Below are 16,010 nucleotides of genomic sequence, written 5' to 3' on the forward strand. Positions count from 1 at the left end.
ATGCGGCAGGGGCTGGTCCCTGGCCTGGGCCGCCGCACCCCGCGGCGGGGGCTGGATTCGGGGCAGGGCTGTGCCCGGCCGGTCGTCGGAGCTCGGGTCGCGCTCCCCGTCCGGTGCCTGCTCCTGGGCGCTCACGCCTTGCGCCCCACCCCTGCGAAGCCCGCGAACGCATACGGGTCCTCCTGCGCCACCGGGGTCTCGGGCCGCCAGTCGGCCATCGGCACGAGGCCGGGCGCCACCATCTCGTACCCCTCGAAGAACCGCTCGACCTCGGGGTGCGAGCGCATGACCAGCGGGTTCTTGATCTTCTGGTAGACGTCGACGGCGCCGCCCGCCCGCTCCTCGGTGACCGGGACGCCCTCGTACGAGGCGTGGGTGACGATCAGCAGGCTGCCGGGTGCCATCGCGTCACGCAGGGTGGCGACGGCGGCCTGCGGATTGTCGGCGTCCTCGATGAAGTGCAGCACGGCGACCAGCAGGAGCGCCACCGGCCTTTCCAGGTCCAGGAGTTGGCCCAGCTGGGGGTGGGCCAGGATCTCGCCCGGCTTGCGGAGGTCCGCGGAGACGACGGTGGTCAGTTCGTTGCCGTCGAGCACCGCCTGGCTGTGCGCCACGGCCACCGGGTCGTGGTCGACGTACACCACGCGCGCCCCGGGATCGGCGCCCTGGGCGACCTCGTGGACGTTGCCGAAGGTGGGGATGCCGGAGCCTATGTCGAGGAACTGGGTGATCCCCTCGGACACGGCGTGCCGCACGGCCCTGCGCATGAACGCCCGGTTCGCCTGCATGACCTTGGGCAGGCCCGGCATGAATTCCATCGCCCGGCGGGCGGCCTCCCTGTCGACCTCGAAGTTGTGCGAACCGCCCAGGTAGAAGTCGTAGATGCGGGACACACTCGGCATCGAGATGTCGATGCCGGGCGGGGCCCAGGCGGGACGCTCCATCAATGTCTCCAACAAGTCGCCACGACGGGAGCGGGCACGGCTGATCACCGCGCCCGGTTGTTCGAGCCGAGGCTACTGACCTGCCGCCAGCAGGGCGAGCGAAAACGGAAATTTGCCGTCCGTTCTCGGTCACACCCCGATGGCATGTGCGCCCCTGACGCACCCGCGGGGTGTCACCGGGGTGCGCCCACGAGTTTGCCCTGCGGGGACACGGCATACCAAGTCCCGCCCATACCTTGCCCGTTGGTCTCTCCCGGCACACTGTCACCCGAGAAGGTGTAGAGGGGCCAGCAGTCGATCGTCTGCTGCCTGACGCCGTCGGGGCGGTCGAGGACGACGAAGCCCTTACGGAGGATCCCCTCGGTGTCGTTCTTCGCCACGGGGGCGACGGCCGGCCACTTCGCCAGACAGTCGCCGGTACAGGCGGACCTCATGGGCCAGGCGGAGTCCTTCTTGAACCGGTAGACCGTGCGGCCCTTGCCGTCGACGACGATCTCGCCCAGTTCCGGGTCCTTGCGCACGGACATTCCCGGCAGACCCGCGGGAGAGGCCGGAGCGACGGCTCCGGGGGCCGGGGAAGCCTGCCCCGGAGCGGCCTGCGCCGCCGCGCCGGCCTTCTGGCCGTCGGGGGCGGACGCATACCAAGTGCCGCCCACTCCCTGACCGTTGAGCTCTCCTGATTTGGTGTCCTTGGCGAACCGGTAGACGGGCCGGCCGCCGAGCGTGAGCTGCTTGCTGCCGTCGCTCCGGGTCACCGAACCGACCACGGAGGCAGCCGTCCCGGGGGCGGGAGCGGCACCCTCGGCGGGCACCGCGGGCCAGGCCTTCGCACAGTCGCCGTCGCAATTCGAACGAGGCGGCGCGGCCGTGTCCTTGTCGAACCGGTAGAGGGTCATGCCGGCGCTGTCGGTGACGACCTCGCCGAGCTGCGCGGTGTTCCTGACGACGAGTTGCCCGGCCTTCTTCGGCGTGTCCGCCACGTCGTCGCCGTAGCCGTCGCCGCTGCCGTACCCGTCACCCGCGGCCGGGGCGGCGGCCCCGGCGGCCCGGGACCCGGCGGAGCCGTCTCCGTCGTCCTGACCGCACGCCGTCGTCAGTGCCAGCACTGCCGCCGCCGTCACCGCGAGCGAACCATTACGCCAGGTGCTCATGTCGTCTCCTGTTTCCCGGGAGGGGTGTCCGAAGGGCTACGCGCGACGCCGGAACGCGTCGCTCACGGCACTGGGTACGTGCGCGCCGCGCCCCGGTGTTCAACGTCCCGGGAAAAAGTTCACTCGACCAATTGCGCCGGTCCCGAACGCAAATTCGTGAAAGACCCATCCATCAGGCGAATCCCATACTTCTTTCGCGTGCCGCTCGTTGAGCAGATTCATGATGCCCCTCGTGCACGGATCACGCCGGACGTCCCGTCCGCTCCTCGTTCGACTGCTGTCCTCGGCCGCCCTCTGCTGGCTCCTCGCCGGTTCCGGGCCTGCTGTCGCTGACAGCTGTGCGTACGCGTCCACGGGCCAGGGCGGCGAGTCGGCCGCGGTGGCGGTGGCAGGCGGCGACCTCGCCGACTGCTGGCCGAAGCCCACGCCGACCCCGCCACCGCCCCCGAAACCCCCGCCGCCACCACCACCGCCTCCGCCACCACCGCCCCCGCCGAATCCGCCACCACCGGGCCCGAAGCCTCCGGCGCCTCCGCCGAAGCCGAAACCGCCTGCGCCCAAGCCCCCGGCGCCTGCCCCGCCGAGGCCTGCGCCACCGGCGCCCGCGCCGCCCGCTGCCGCCCGGCCCGCCCCCGTACCGCCTGCCCCGGAGCCCGTGCGGCCGGAGGCGCCACCACCGCCACCCGTACCCGCGCCACCGGCGCCGGCCGCGCCCACCCCGACGGCGCGGCCGGCGCCCGGCCCGCCCCGGGCCGTGGCGCTGCCCACCTATCGCAAACCGGCCCGCAAACCCCCCAAGGGCCGGACCTCGATGCTCACTCTCACGCTCATGATCACAGCGCCCGCGGTCTTCGCCGTCGCGGTTCTGCGCCCCCGCTCCTCACGCTGAGCGGGTCCATCGACGGAGGTTCCCTTGTCGGAATGGCTTGTTCTGACCATCGCGATGGCTGCTGCCTGCGCTGTCGTACTCACCATCGTGATCATCAACAACCGCCGCATCGGCGATGACGACGATCCGAGCGAAACGCCTGACGTCCTCGAATACATGACGATGATGATCGGCGTGATCTACGCGATCGTCCTCGGTCTCGCCATCGCCGGTGTCTGGGAGGGCCGTGGCGCGGCCCAGGAGTCCGTGCGTCAGGAGGCCCAGGCCCTGCACGAGGTCAGCGCCCGCTCCGAGGTCTACCCCGCCGAGGTCCGCGCCCGTGTCCGCGCCGACATCGACGCGTACGTCAGCTTCGTCGTGGACACGGAGTGGCAGCACATGGCCGACAACGGCGAGGTGACCGAACGCGGTGACGAACTCCTCGCCAAGGTCCGCCAGGACGTCACCCTCTACGCCCCCGCGACGGACCTGGAGGGCCAGGCGTACCAGCCCCTCGTCGACCAGGTGGCCGCCGCCGACGACGCCCGCAACCAACGTGCCCAGAACACCGAGGCCACCATGCCGCCGGTCGTCTGGTTCGGCCTGGTCACCGGCGCGCTGATCACCGTGGGCCTGATCTTCACCCTGCAAATCCGGCGCACGCCGCGGGAGTTGCTGCTCGCCGGTCTCTTCAGCGTGATGATCGCGTTCCTGCTCTTCCTCATCTGGGACCTGGACGCGCCCTTCGGCCACGGCATCGCCGCGACCCCGGACCCGTTCGTCGACATGTTCCCGGGAACCGGCTGACAGGGGACGCTCGGGACGGCACACCGCTCGTCGGGCAGGGCGTCAGCCGGTGAACCGGCGCCCTGCGGTGTCCCGTCCCGGCGCTCCGCCGCGTCACTCCCGTCCGCGACCGAGCGTCCGCAGGTGGTCCAGCACCGCGTTCCGGCCGTCCGCCCCGGTGATCATCGACACGTGGTTGTCGGGGCGGACCAGGACCAGCGCGTCACCCTCGACGCCGTACGCCGTCCTGGCGTGGCCGCCCTCGTCCCGCAGGCCGCCGTGCGGGCCGGCGTCCACCGCGAACGCGCGTACCGTCCCGGCCGCCTGGTCGGCGACCTCCTTCAGCGACGCGGCTCCCTCCTCGCCGAAGCCGAGGAGGGTGAAGTGCGGTCCTGCGAACGCTTCGAAGAGACGCAGTGGGGCGCCGGTCGCCGTGTCGACGCACGGTGCGTCCGGTGCCCGGTCACCCGCGTGGAGCGTGCTTGAGGTGCCCGTGCCCCGCACGGCGAGCGAGCTCCAGCGGTAACCGGGGCCGAGGGCGTTGGTCTCCTCGGTCATACCCGCGTCCAGGCCGCCGCCGGGCAGCTTGATCGCCTCCATGACCGCGTCGAGCCGAGCCGACGACGCGTCCAGGGTCCAGACGGCGACGGGCAGACGTTCCTCCTCGTAGGTGCCGAGGAGCCCCTCGCCCGCCTGCCCCGAGAGGACGGCGCCGAGTTTCCAGCCCAGGTTGAAGGCGTCCTGGATCCCGGTGTTCATACCCAGGCCGCCCGCGATCGGGTGGACGTGCGCGGCGTCGCCCGCGAGGAGGACGCGGCCGTCGCGGAAGCGGTCGGCCATCCGCACGTTGACGCGATAGGTGGTCAGCAGCGCCGCGTCGGTGAGGCGGAGGCCGGGGACGCGGGCATGCCGGTCGAACAGCCGCTGGAAGCTTTCCCGGGACGGGGGCACGGGGTCGCCGTCGGCGTCGAACTCGGGTCCCGCCTGGAACCACCACCGGTCGTCGGTGCCCGGGATCGGACAGAGCAGCACGGCGCCGTCCTCGTCGAACCACTGGTGCCAGCGGTCGCGGGCGAGGGGCTCGGCGCTCTGCACGGCGCGCGCTCCGGTGCTCCGGGGAGGGACGTCGTCCGGGACCTCCTGCGAGGTCCGCTCCAGCTGGACGTCGCCGTTGACCATGAGCTGGGTTTCGTGCGTGACGCCCTCGAAGGTGACACCCATCAGCTTGCGGACCGTACTGCGGCCACCGTCGCAGCCGACCAGGTAGCGCGCCTCGACGAGGGCGCCCCCGGCGGTCCGGGCGAGGACCCGGTCGTCGTGCTGTTCGTACGAGACGATCTCCGTGCCCAGCTCCACGTGCACGCCGTACCCGGCCAGCCGGGTCCGCAGGATCTCCTCCAGCCGCCACTGCGGCAGGAGCCGGCCCCGGTCGTAAGGGGCGGCGGGGGTCGGCCGCAGCGTTTCGTACGGGTCGGTGTCGGCGACCGCCACCCCGTCGCGGTACTTGCGCATGGGCAGCGGGGCGCAGCCGGCGGCGAGCACCTCACCTACGACGCCGAGGTCCTCCAGCACTTCGAGACTGCGCGGGTTGGGGCCCTTGGCCCGTGAACTCCGCGGGAAATCGGGAGACTTGTCGACGATCCGGACGTCGGCGCCGTGGCGGGCGAGGGCACAGGCGAGTGTCAGCCCGGTGGGTCCGGATCCCACGATCAGCACATCGGTCATGTCTGCTCCTTGTTCGTGTCCCGGTATCCCGGTTGAGTCTCGACCCCATGACGAAAACACAACCATGACTCAAACACAACTGAGTAACAGTATTTCGATGCGTGACGCCCCGCGCCTGCCCGAAGCGGGGCCGGGGCCGACCGGGCGACATCCGTGCCCCATTCGCCCGACTGTGATCGCGGCCCCCGCCCGGCGCTCCTAGCGTTCAGGCCATCGAGGCGCATTTCTGACACACGAGTGGAAACCGTTCCGCCGCTGCTCCTCGGGGACCCGGAGGACTCACCATGCGCGCGACACGGCTCGCATCCACCTCGGCAGCGACCGCCCTCTCCTTCGCCGCGCTGACCTGCGCACTCGCCCCCACCGCGGCGGCGGACGGCGACAACACCACGAGGGTCGGCGGCGCGTACGGGTTCACCGTGACACCGCCCACCGTCGCAGCGGGCAGCCAGGTCACGCTCACCGCGGCCGGATGCCCCGGCGCGGCCACGATCGCCTCCGGGGCCTTCGACACGGTGCTCGTCCCCGCCGGGAGGCCCGGCCGGGCGACCGTCGGCTGGAACGCCAAGCCGGGCGCCCAGTACGACGTGGCCTTCACCTGCAACGGCGCCAAGGGGTCCGCCCCGCTGACCGTCGCGGCCGCCACCAACGAGCCGACCACCAGTTCGACCTCCCTGCCGCCCCGGCCCCCCGCCCCCGCCCCCACCCGGTCGCCCTCCCCCTCCGTCTCCCCCACGGCCACCGCCACCGCGCCCCCCTCGCCGGCCACCTCCGCCTCCCCCGCCCGCGGGGTGCGCGGTGGCACCGGCGGCAGCATCGGCAGCATGGACAGCGCCGAGGTCGCCGGCGGGGCCGGCCTCGTCCTGCTCGCCGCCGGCGGCTCCTACTTCGCACTGCGGCGCCGGGCGGCGGCCAGGCGCCCGCACTGAGACCGCCGTGGGGCCGGGAGCACGTCCCGGCCCACGCACACACGCCGGTGGGCCCGAGTCCTGTGCAGGGACTCGGGCCCACCGGCGTTCCGTCACCAGGCGCGGCGCGCGGTGCGCGTCCGCCCCGGGTGCGGGTCAGGCGTTGTCGGTGGCGCCCGTACGGCGGCGGCGGGCCACGAAGATCGCGCCACCGAGGGCCGCCGAGGCCACCAGGCCCGCGCCGACCGCCACGTCAGTGTCGCTGGGGCCCAGCGAACCGCCGAGCCCGCCGTGTGCGCCGCGGCCCGAGAGGACGGTGAACTGGTGGGTGGCCACCGTCGGGTTGTCGCTGCACTTCACCGCGAGGTTGTAGTGCCCCGGGGTGGCGTGGTCGTAGATCCGGGCCGACGCGTACCCCCTCGACCCCGCCGAGAGGCTGGCCTGCGCGAAGGCGTTGGACGTCACCGTGCCGCCGTGGCCGCAGCCCGTGGCGGCGATGGAGATCGTGCTGCCCTGGTGGACCGAGTAGGGGTTGACCGTGACGTTGCTGGGGCCGTTGGTGGCGTATGCCGCCGGGGCGGCGAATCCGACGGCGGCGCAGGCGACAGCGGTCGCCGCGTAGGCGCGTGAAGCACGCATCGTAGAACCTCCATGGGAAGACGCTCCGGAGCGGTGCCCCGGGAAATTCGACGAGTACGTCTCCCATGACGAACCCTCACTTCGCGGTGTGATTAACGCATTTCGCACTGCGCCGGACCGGTGACGTAACGCCCCGTTCCAGTGACGTCCCGCACCCTTCGACCTGACGGCCCGACAGCTGACATGGCGTCAGCGACGTTGCGTGCCGCCACCCGTTCGCCCTTCGCACCTCGCCGCGTCGGCGCCGGGCGCTTAGCGTCCTTAACCGAGGGGCGGATCCGTGCACGGCGGGCGGGCGGGGCGCGACGAAGGGAGCAGCAACATGGGGCAGGAATGGCGCGGCGCGCACCCGAGAAGGCGTGCACCGTGGGGTGCCCTGGCGCTGGCGATGCTCACCGGGCTCGCTCTGCTGCGCAACGGCAGTGACGTCGGTTTCGGGCCGCCGCAGCCGGCCGCGGCGGCCGCCCGGGAGAGCGGCTCCGGCGCGACGGCCGGACAACGGCCCGCCGTGGCGCCGCTGCCGTACGCCCCCGCGGCCCGTGTGCGCATCCCGGCCGTCGAGATCGACGCTCCCGTGGTGGACGTGGGGCTCGACCAGGAGGGCTGGATCGAGGCCCCGCCCCCGCAGGACGCCAATCTGGCCGGCTGGTACCAGAACGGCATCGCACCCGGCCAGAACGGCACGTCGGTGGTCGTGGGGCACGTCGACAACGACGCGGGGCCCGCCGTCTTCTTCGGCCTCGGCTCGGTGCGGAAGGGCCAGCGGGTGGAGGTGCAGCGCTACGACGGGCGCAGCGCGATCTTCGAGGTGTACGGCGTGGAGGTGTACGCCAAGGACGACTTCCCGGGCGCCCGGGTGTACGGCGGCACCGGACGCCCGGAGCTCCGGGTGATCACCTGCGGCGGCGGCTACTCGAAGGACCGCGGGTACGCGGGGAACGTGGTGGTCTTCGCCCGGCTCGTGGCCACGCGCTAGAGACCTCGGCCCGGCCGCGCACCGGAACCCGGCCGCCTGCCCGTGTCCCGCCGGGGCCGGCCCGGCCGCTCACCCGCACCCGCCGCCGGGGCCGGCCCGGCCGCTCACCGGAACCCGCCGCCGGGTCGCGTCAGGCGTGCGGGACGGTGAGCCGGTAGCCCTGGTCGAGGAGTTCGGGGAGGTAGGTGCGCAGCGCGCTGACCGTGCCCGACCGGTTGCCGCCGGCGTCGTGCGAGAGGACGACGACACCCTCGCCCGCCCCGGCGCGCACCCGGCGGACGATGGCGGAGGGGCCCGGTTCGGTCCAGTCGAGGGTGTCGACGGTCCAGCCGAGCGGCTCCATCCCCAGGTCCGCGCCGATCTCGAAGGACGCCCGGTTCCAGGCCCCGTAGGGCGCCCGGTACCACCGGGGCGCCTCGCGCACCGCCTTCTCCACCACGTCGCTGGTGCGCTCCAGCTGGGAGCGGATGCGGGAGCGGGAGAGCTTGGGCATCAGCGGGTGGTCCCAGGAGTGGTTGCCGATGACGTGCCCGTCGTCGATCATCTCGCGCAGCAGGTCCTGGTTGTCGACGGCCATCTCGCCGCAGACGAAGAACATCGCGCGCACTCCGTGCCGGCGCAGCGTCTTCAGGATGTCCGGGGTGTAGTGGGGGTCGGGCCCGTCGTCGAAGGTGAGGACCATGGTGCGGCCCTGTTCGTCCATCCGCAGGAAGGGCTTGCTCCGCACCGGCGGGCGCGCGGGTCTGAGTCTCGGCGGGGCGTACGCGGTCATGGGCCGCAGCCGGTACGCGGACGGCTTGAGCCGGGCGGCGGCCTTGGGCGGGCCTGCGGCGGGCCGGGGTTCGCCAGGAGCGGGCGGCCCCGGTGTCCCGGCCGGGTCGGCGGTCAGTACGTGCACGCCTGCGACGGCTCCGACACAGGCGGCGAGGCGCAGCACGGCGCGGCGGCCCCGGAAGGACTGCTGATCTTCTTTCATGACTAATGCCTCGCACGCCGTCGCGTGCGAGGCATCCATCCACTCCGGGCACCGGCTCCGATTGCACCCGTTGGAACCACCGGGCGGTCGTTCCGGCGCCCCCGCGCACCGTCCGGGGCGGGCCCTCAGCGGCGCACCAGCGGGAACGGCAGGGTCTCCCGGATGGTGCGGCCGGTGAGGAACATGACCAGCCGGTCCACCCCGATGCCCAGGCCCCCGGTGGGCGGCATCGCGTATTCCAGCGCGTCGAGGAAGTCCTCGTCGACCTCCATGGCCTCCGGGTCGCCCCCCGCGGCCAGCAGCGACTGCGCCACGAGGCGGCGGCGCTGCTCGACCGGGTCGGTCAACTCCGAGTAGGCGGTGCCCAGTTCGGTACCGAAGGCGACCAGGTCCCAGCGTTCGGCCAGGCGCGGGTCGCTGCGGTGCTGGCGGGTCAGCGGGGAGACGTCGGTGGGGAAGTCCTTGTAGAAGGCGGGCAGCGTGGTGCGTTCCTCCACCAGGCGTTCGTACATCTCCAGGACGAGGTCGCCGCGGGTCTTCTCCGGGGTGTGCGGGACGCCCGCACGGTCGCAGAGCCGGCGCAGCACCGGCTCCTCGGTGTCCGCGTCCACCTCATCGCCGAGGGCTTCGGAGACCGCCCCGTAGACCGTCCTGACCGGCCAGATCCCGGAGATGTCGTGCTCGACGACCTTGCCGTCGCTGTCCGTCTTGCGGGCGATCGGGGACCCGAACGCGGCGGTGGCCGCGCCCTGGATGAGCTCGCGGGTGAGGTCGAGCATCACGTCGTAGTCGGCGTACGCCTGGTAGGCCTCCAGCATGGTGAACTCGGGATTGTGCTTGTAGGAGACGCCTTCGTTGCGGAAGGTGCGGCCCATCTCGAAGACCTTCTCCATGCCGCCGACGCAGAGCCGCTTGAGGTAGAGCTCGGGCGCGATGCGCAGGTGGAGGTCGAGGTCGTAGGCGTTGATGTGGGTGGTGAAGGGGCGGGCGTTGGCGCCGCCGTGGATCTGCTGGAGCATCGGCGTCTCCACCTCCAGGTAGCCGCGTTCCAGGAGGCCCTGACGCAGCCCCTGGAGCACCGCGGAGCGCGAGCGGACGACCTCGCGGGCGTCGGGGCTGGCCACCAGGTCGACATAGCGGCGGCGCACCTTCGCCTCCGGGTCGGTGAGGCCGAGGCGCTTGTCGGGCAGCGGGCGCAGGCACTTGCCGGTGAGCTGCCAGCCGGTGGCGAACAGGGTCAGCTCGCCGAGGTCGGTGCTGCCGATCTCGCCGGTGACGGAGACCAGGTCGCCGAGGTCCACGTCGGTGGTGAACCGGTCGAGCGTGCCGCGGCCCGAGCCGTCGCGGGTGAAGGCGATCTGGAGGTCGCCCGACCAGTCGCGCAGGTCGGCGAAGACGACTCCGCCGAGGTCGCGGACGACCATGACACGGCCGGAGACGGTGGCCTGCTCGCCGGTACGGGTCCCGGGGTCGGCCGTCGGGTGGGCGGCGCGGATCGCGGCGAGGGTGTGCGTGGCCGCGGGCACACCCACGGGGTAGGGATCAACGCCCTCGGCGCGCAGCCGCTCCAGCTTGCGGTGCCGGATGCGGACCTGTTCGGGCAGGTGCGCGGTCGGGTCGGGGTGCGCGCCGCCGGCGGGGCCGACCAGGCCGAGCGCCTCGATGGGCGGCAGCCCCGCGGTGCTCGCCGGATTGGTGAAAGTACGGCGCGGTGAGTGCCCGCGGCCCCACATCTTGCGCAGGCTGGGCACGGCGACGAAGCCTTCGGCGATGCCGGACGCCAACGAGACCCTGGCCAGGGACCCGGCGTCGCCGTAGCACAGGAAGCGGGGGTACCAGGCGGGCCGGTACTTGACGTTGGAGCGGTAGAGGGCTTCGAGCTGCCACCACTTGGAGAAGAAGAGGAGCAGCCTGCGCCACAGCCGCAGCACCGGCCCCGCGCCGATGCGGGCCCCCTCTTCGAAGGCGGAGCGGAAGACCGCGAAGTTCAGAGAGATGCGGCGGATGCCCAGCTTGGGGACCTGCGCGCAGATCTCGGCGACCATGTACTCCATGACGCCGTTGGGCGCCTGGCGGTCGCGGCGCATCAGGTCGAGGGAGATGCCGTCCTTGCCCCAGGGGACGAAGGACAGCAGTGCGATCAGCGTGCCCTGGGCGTCGAAGGCCTCGACGAGGAGGCAGTCACCGTCCTCGGGGTCGCCGAGCCGGTCGAGCGCCATGGAGAAGCCGCGCTCGGTCTCGGTGCCGCGCCAGGCGTCGGCGCGGTCGATGATCTGCTCCATCTCGGCGTCGGAGAGCGTGGAGTGGCGGCGGATGCGGGTGGTGGCGCCGGTGCGGCGCACCCGGTTGACGGCCTGGCGGGTGACCCGCATGTCGCGGCCGTCGAGGTCGAAGGAGGCCACGTCGAGGATGGCCTCGTCGCCGAGCTGCATGGCGCTGAGCCCGGCGCGGACGAACGCGGTGGCGCCCTCCTCGGAGGCGCCCATGACGGCCGGCGCCCACGCGTACCGTCTGGCCATCGCCAGCCAGGCGTCGATGGCCTGCTGCCAGGCCTCGCGGTCCCCGACCGGGTCGCCCGACGCCAGACAGACACCGGCCTCCACCCGGTAGGTGACGGCGGCCCGGCCGCTGGGTGCGAAGACGACGGCCTTGTCGCGACGGGTGGCGAAGTAGCCGAGCGAGTCCTGCGCGCCGTACGCCCCGAGCAGGGCGCGGATACGAGGCTCCTCGTCGCCGTGCAGGGAGGATTCCATGCGCTGCGAGCGGAACAGTGTGGCGGCGGCTGCCAGCAGCGCGAGCGCGCCGAACAGGCCGAACAGGAAGTAGAGGGCGCGCGGCCCGTGCCCGTCGAACTCGCCGTAGAGCACACCGCCGAAGATCCGGACGATCACCCAGGGCACCCGGTCCGCCGCGACGAGGGTCCCCGGGAAGAGCGAGATCAGCCCCCAGCCGACCAGCACGGCTGCCGCCAGCCCCGCCACCAGCACACCCAGCGCCCGGGGCACCGCCCCGTGCCGGGACGCCGCGTAGAACTCCTTGCGGGCCAGCACCAGAACCACCAGGGCGGCGACGCACACCACCGTGGACGCCAGCGCCTCCCAGTCCTGCAGGACGATGTAGAGGACGTCACCGGCAAGCAAGAGGATCAGATAGCCGACCACCAGCCACCAGGCGACCTTCTTGCGCGCGCCGACCGCGGCGGCGAGCAGGAAGAAGAAGACGGCGTACGCCAGGTTCGCGCTCACCGGGACGGTGAGGAACTCCAGCAGCCGGGTGAACGGCCGGAGCAGTCTGCGCAGTGGCTGACTGATCGCGAGCAGGGCGCAGTACAGACCGAGCAGGCCGAAGAAGGCCGCGAATCCGTCGGGCACCCGGCTGAGGAAGCGGTTGCGGCTGGTGGGAGTCTCCTCCACGCTGACACTCATGGAGGGCACTCTAGGGAGCCGGAGGGCCGGATGCCTCTCGGGGCATACCGCCTTCACCTGCGTGTGGGCGTCTTTTCGGCCCGGCCGTGGCTCGTTTCGGCACACCCGCGGCACGGGATAACCTCCGCTTTGTGACCGAACAGCCCGAACAGCAGCGCCACACTTTCGAACGCGGTACCGACGGCCCCAAGGTGATCGTCGCCGGACTGGACGGTTCCCCTTCGTCCCTGCGCGCGGCGGCCTACGCGGGAGGCCTCGCCAGGCGGCAGAACGCGCTGCTCGCCCTCGTCTATGTGCAGCCGCTGATCCCGTCGGGCGCGGCGCTCGGCGCCCCGGTCGCCGGGACCACCGAGGAGATCGCCGAGGATCTGATCGCGGAGATACGGCAGGCGGTGGCGCGGGTGAAGGGGATCTTCGACGTCAGGTGGGAGTTCCACACCTTCCGGGGCGATCCGTACAACGGTCTCGTCACGGCGGCGGACGAGCTGACGGCCGACGCGGTCGTGGTGGGCGCCTCGGAGTCGGCGGGGCACCGGTTCGTGGGTTCGGTCGCGGTACGGCTGGTGAAGGCGGGACGGTGGCCGGTCACGGTGGTGCCGTGACCGGCCGGACGGCCGGGAGTGGGCGGGGGCCTTCACCGGTAGGGGGTGTCAACGCCCCATCGTGAGACCGGCCTTCGCGGCTCCCCTGCTGAGGACGACATCGCGGATGTGCTCGCGGACGCCTCCGTAACCCCTGCCCTGCGCGCCGAGGTTGACGACCCGGTTCGTCTCGGGGTCGAAGAACTGCGGCACGAACTCCGCCTTGCTCACCTCCCACCGCCCGCCGGGGGCGGCCGGCGGCGCGAAGGTGAAACGGCCGATGCTGCTCATGTTGCCGCGCTCGTCCACGGCCCCGTCATGGTTGAACATCGTGCCGGCGATCTGGTCGCCCATGCCGTAGACGACGTACGTCCCGTTGACCTTCTCGTAGGCCTGCGGGACATGGGCGTGCGTGCCCAGGATCAGGTCGATGTCCGGGCGTCCGGCGGTGGCCGAGGCGGTGAGTGCGCGGCCGAGGGAGAGCTGCTGCTCGTCCGGCTCGTCCTGCCACTCCGTACCCCAGTGCAGCGAGACGACGACCACGTCGGCGCCGGCCTTCCGGGCCGCGCGGGCGTCGGCGACGATCTTCCGGCGGTCGATCAGGTTGACCGCCCAGGGCTGGCCGTCGGGCAGCGGGTAGTCGTTGGTGCCGTACGTGTAGGCGAGTTGGGCGACCTTGGCGGTGCCCGCCTTGAGCAGGGCCGGACGGGCGGCCTCCTGCGCGGTACGGGCCGACCCCGCGTGCGCCAGGCCTGCCTTGTCGAAGGCGGCAAGGGTGCGGCGGATGCCGTCGGCGCCCGCGTCCAGGGTGTGGTTGGAGGCGGTGGAACAGGAGTCGTAGCCGGTGGCCTTCAGCCCGGCGGCGACCTGCGGCGGCGAGACGAACGCCGGGTAGCCGGTGTAGGGGCCGTCCGCGTCGCCGTAGACGGTCTCCATGTGGCAGATCGCCAGGTCCGCCTTGGACACGACGGACCTGACACCCGCGAGCATCGGCGCGAAGTCGTAGCCGTCGCCGCCCGCGTCGGCGGAGCTCTGCCTGATGATCGAATCGTGCGGGAGCACATCGCCCGAGGCGACCAGCGTGAAGCTCCGCCGCGGGGCCCCGGGCGCGCCCGGCCGGGGAGCGGTGGCCACCGGGGCACCGGTTTCCCCGGCGCCGGACTGTGGGGCTGTGTGCTGCTGGGCGCCCGCTTCGTGGGCGATCCGGCCGGCCGGCTCCCGCTGCCCGCCGTCCGTCCGGTCCTGACCCGCCGTGCAGGCGGTGGCGGCACCTAGCAGGAGCGCGGCCAACGCCACCGTTCCGTACCTCTGCGGGCTCACAGTTCGCTTCGTCATCCGACCGGCTTCCCTCGCGGTGAAGACTCTCCGCCGGAGAATCTCGGGTGGAAATGTCTCGAACACGCACTGGACATGCGCATGGAGAATCCATCCGGGCGGGACGGCGAAGTCAAGAACATTTGTCATAAATGCATACGAGCTCGCCCGAACGGCCGCTCGCTCCCTTCGGTCGGAGCGACCGTTCGTCGTGCCACTCGTCGCGCCGCCCGACCGTTCGTCGCACGCACGGGCCGCCCGTTCGCTCGCCGTGCACCACCTGTCGGCGGATCCGGGCACGGACGGTTATCTTCGCCCCTGAGCTCGGCCCGCCTGTGACCGCCGTCACTCCCGGGCCGACCCGCCTTCCGCCTTCCGCCCTCCCTGCTCTCCCGCCCCCTCGTCCTGCCCTCCCGCCCTCCCGCCCGAAGGAGCGTCAACGGTGACCACCTCCCTGCCCCTCGCCCCCCGCACCGACGAACGCGCCCTGGCCGCGCTCCAGCACGAGCACGGCTCCGCCCTCTTCGGCTTCCTGCTCGGTCTCACCTACGGCGACCGGCAGCGCGCCGAGGACCTGGTGCAGGAGACGCTGGTACGGGCCTGGCAGCACCCGGAGGCCCTCTCCAGCGCACACGACTCGATGCGGCCCTGGCTGTTCACCGTCGGCCGCAGGCTCGCGATCGACGCCCGCAGGGCGCGCAGGGCCCGGCCCAGCGAGGTCGCCGCGGAGGCGCTCACCCACTCGGCACTGCCCGACGACCACGCCGAGCGCTCGGTCACCGAGCTCGACGTCCGCCAGGCGGTGCAGACGCTGCGCACCGAGCACCGAGAGGTACTCGTGCAGGTGTACTTCAAGGGACGTTCGGTGGCCGAGGCGTCAACAGCGCTCGGCATTCCGGAGGGAACGGTGAAATCCCGTACCTACTACGCACTGCGGGCACTGCGCGGAGTGCTCCCGGGGTACGAGTCGGCCGCCTGAGCCGTACGCGTCCTGAGTCACACGCGCACCGCCGGTACACCCCTTCCCCCCGCGCCCCGTTGAGGTCGCGACGATTTCGAAAGCACGGCGTCAAGTTCAGTAAAGTGGCCCCGCCAAACCCCCCGCAGCGTGAAAGCTCTTCGCCGGGGACACCCGTCCGGAGTCCCGCATACCGGAAGCACGACCGGAGAAGGTGGAATGCTGTGCTGCCCGAGAGCGCCAATGGCACCGGTGGAAGCAGTCTTGCCGTACCCATGGCATGGCTGTACGCCGAGTACATCGCCGACGAGCTGCTGCGTACCGGGCAGTTGATCCCGCCCGGCACGCTGGAGTTCCGCGCCGGGCGGGAGGCCCTCGCGCTGACCGTCTACCTGTCGGACTCGACGGACGAGCTGTCCGGGGTCGGGGTGATCTCCCAGCTCGACGAGTGGCTCTCGCTGACCGCCTACGGACACCCCTGGGAGCAGTGGGTACGGGAGCGCTTCGCCGCCCGCCCCGACGCGCCGGGCCCCGACCTGGAGCTTGCCAGGGCCTCCTGGCGGTGGCTGGAGTCGACGGAACTCCTGGCGACGGACCTGGCGGGGACGGGGGTCGAGGGCGGCGCGGGTACGCCCGGTGCGATCGGCCCGGACGCGGTGGACCGGGTCGACGAGAGCGCACGGGTCTGGCTGCCGGCCTGGCAGCTCGGGCTTCCGCTGGGACACCTCTCCGTACACCTCTTCTGACCCGCCCCTGGCG

13 protein-coding genes are annotated in these 16,010 nt (G+C 72.3%); 6 read left to right on the top strand and 7 right to left on the bottom strand.

From position 1 onward, the window contains the following. Window positions 1-131 precede the first annotated feature (131 nt). Entirely contained in the window at window positions 132-944 is an 813-nt protein-coding gene (locus ACIQM4_RS29710) for an SAM-dependent methyltransferase (protein WP_401597892.1), read from the bottom strand. Window positions 945-1,117: 173 nt separating this feature from the next. Further along, complete coding sequence (locus tag ACIQM4_RS29715; protein WP_401597895.1) at window positions 1,118-2,095, bottom strand: SCO0930 family lipoprotein; 978 nt, start codon at window positions 2,093-2,095, stop codon at window positions 1,118-1,120. 913 nt (window positions 2,096-3,008) lie between these two features. Between ACIQM4_RS29715 and ACIQM4_RS29720 the strand changes: the two genes are divergently transcribed. Continuing rightward, window positions 3,009-3,770 carry a DUF4239 domain-containing protein gene (locus ACIQM4_RS29720; protein ID WP_401597897.1) on the top strand — a complete coding sequence of 254 codons (762 nt, stop codon included), beginning with the start codon at window positions 3,009-3,011 and terminating at the stop codon, window positions 3,768-3,770. Window positions 3,771-3,863: 93 nt separating this feature from the next. Here ACIQM4_RS29720 and ACIQM4_RS29725 read toward each other — a convergent pair whose 3' ends face one another. Then, on the bottom strand, window positions 3,864-5,474 hold the full coding sequence (locus tag ACIQM4_RS29725; protein ID WP_401597899.1) for an FAD-dependent monooxygenase: 1,611 nt from the start codon (window positions 5,472-5,474) through the stop codon (window positions 3,864-3,866). A 284-nt stretch (window positions 5,475-5,758) separates the two neighbouring features. On the opposite strand from ACIQM4_RS29725, the gene ACIQM4_RS29730 reads away from it, so the two are divergent. Continuing rightward, a complete protein-coding gene (locus ACIQM4_RS29730) occupies window positions 5,759-6,403 on the top strand; it encodes a hypothetical protein (protein ID WP_401597902.1) in 645 nt (214 codons plus the stop codon). Window positions 6,404-6,538: 135 nt separating this feature from the next. Here the strand turns inward: ACIQM4_RS29730 and ACIQM4_RS29735 are convergent, their stop codons facing one another. Next, window positions 6,539-7,021 (bottom strand): hypothetical protein, encoded by a 483-nt coding sequence (locus ACIQM4_RS29735; protein WP_401597904.1) that lies wholly within the window; start codon window positions 7,019-7,021, stop codon window positions 6,539-6,541. Between the two features lie 322 nt (window positions 7,022-7,343). Here ACIQM4_RS29735 and ACIQM4_RS29740 point away from each other — a divergent pair, with 322 nt between their 5' ends. After that, a complete protein-coding gene (locus ACIQM4_RS29740; RefSeq protein WP_401597906.1) occupies window positions 7,344-7,997 on the top strand; it encodes a class F sortase in 654 nt (217 codons plus the stop codon). Between the two features lie 130 nt (window positions 7,998-8,127). Here the strand turns inward: ACIQM4_RS29740 and ACIQM4_RS29745 are convergent, their stop codons facing one another. Then, window positions 8,128-8,973, bottom strand: a complete 846-nt coding sequence (locus ACIQM4_RS29745; protein ID WP_401597908.1) for a polysaccharide deacetylase family protein — start codon at window positions 8,971-8,973, stop codon at window positions 8,128-8,130. A gap of 125 nt (window positions 8,974-9,098) precedes the next feature. Next, complete coding sequence (gene lysX, locus ACIQM4_RS29750; protein ID WP_401597910.1) at window positions 9,099-12,398, bottom strand: bifunctional lysylphosphatidylglycerol synthetase/lysine--tRNA ligase LysX; 3,300 nt, start codon at window positions 12,396-12,398, stop codon at window positions 9,099-9,101. 131 nt (window positions 12,399-12,529) lie between these two features. Here lysX and ACIQM4_RS29755 point away from each other — a divergent pair, with 131 nt between their 5' ends. Continuing rightward, the gene (locus tag ACIQM4_RS29755; protein ID WP_401597912.1) at window positions 12,530-13,000 is read left to right on the top strand and encodes a universal stress protein; all 471 of its coding nucleotides are present in this window, start codon (window positions 12,530-12,532) and stop codon (window positions 12,998-13,000) included. Window positions 13,001-13,048: 48 nt separating this feature from the next. Here the strand turns inward: ACIQM4_RS29755 and ACIQM4_RS29760 are convergent, their stop codons facing one another. Next, window positions 13,049-14,314 carry a CapA family protein gene (locus tag ACIQM4_RS29760; protein ID WP_401597914.1) on the bottom strand — a complete coding sequence of 422 codons (1,266 nt, stop codon included), beginning with the start codon at window positions 14,312-14,314 and terminating at the stop codon, window positions 13,049-13,051. Between the two features lie 433 nt (window positions 14,315-14,747). Here ACIQM4_RS29760 and ACIQM4_RS29765 point away from each other — a divergent pair, with 433 nt between their 5' ends. Then, window positions 14,748-15,272 (top strand): sigma-70 family RNA polymerase sigma factor, encoded by a 525-nt coding sequence (locus ACIQM4_RS29765; RefSeq protein WP_401597999.1) that lies wholly within the window; start codon window positions 14,748-14,750, stop codon window positions 15,270-15,272. A 254-nt stretch (window positions 15,273-15,526) separates the two neighbouring features. Next, complete coding sequence (locus ACIQM4_RS29770) at window positions 15,527-15,997, top strand: hypothetical protein (protein ID WP_401597916.1); 471 nt, start codon at window positions 15,527-15,529, stop codon at window positions 15,995-15,997. Window positions 15,998-16,010: the final 13 nt, after the last annotated feature.

This window comes from Streptomyces sp. NPDC091272, assembly GCF_044757485.1.
In the GTDB taxonomy this organism is placed as follows: Bacteria; Actinomycetota; Actinomycetes; order Streptomycetales; family Streptomycetaceae; genus Streptomyces.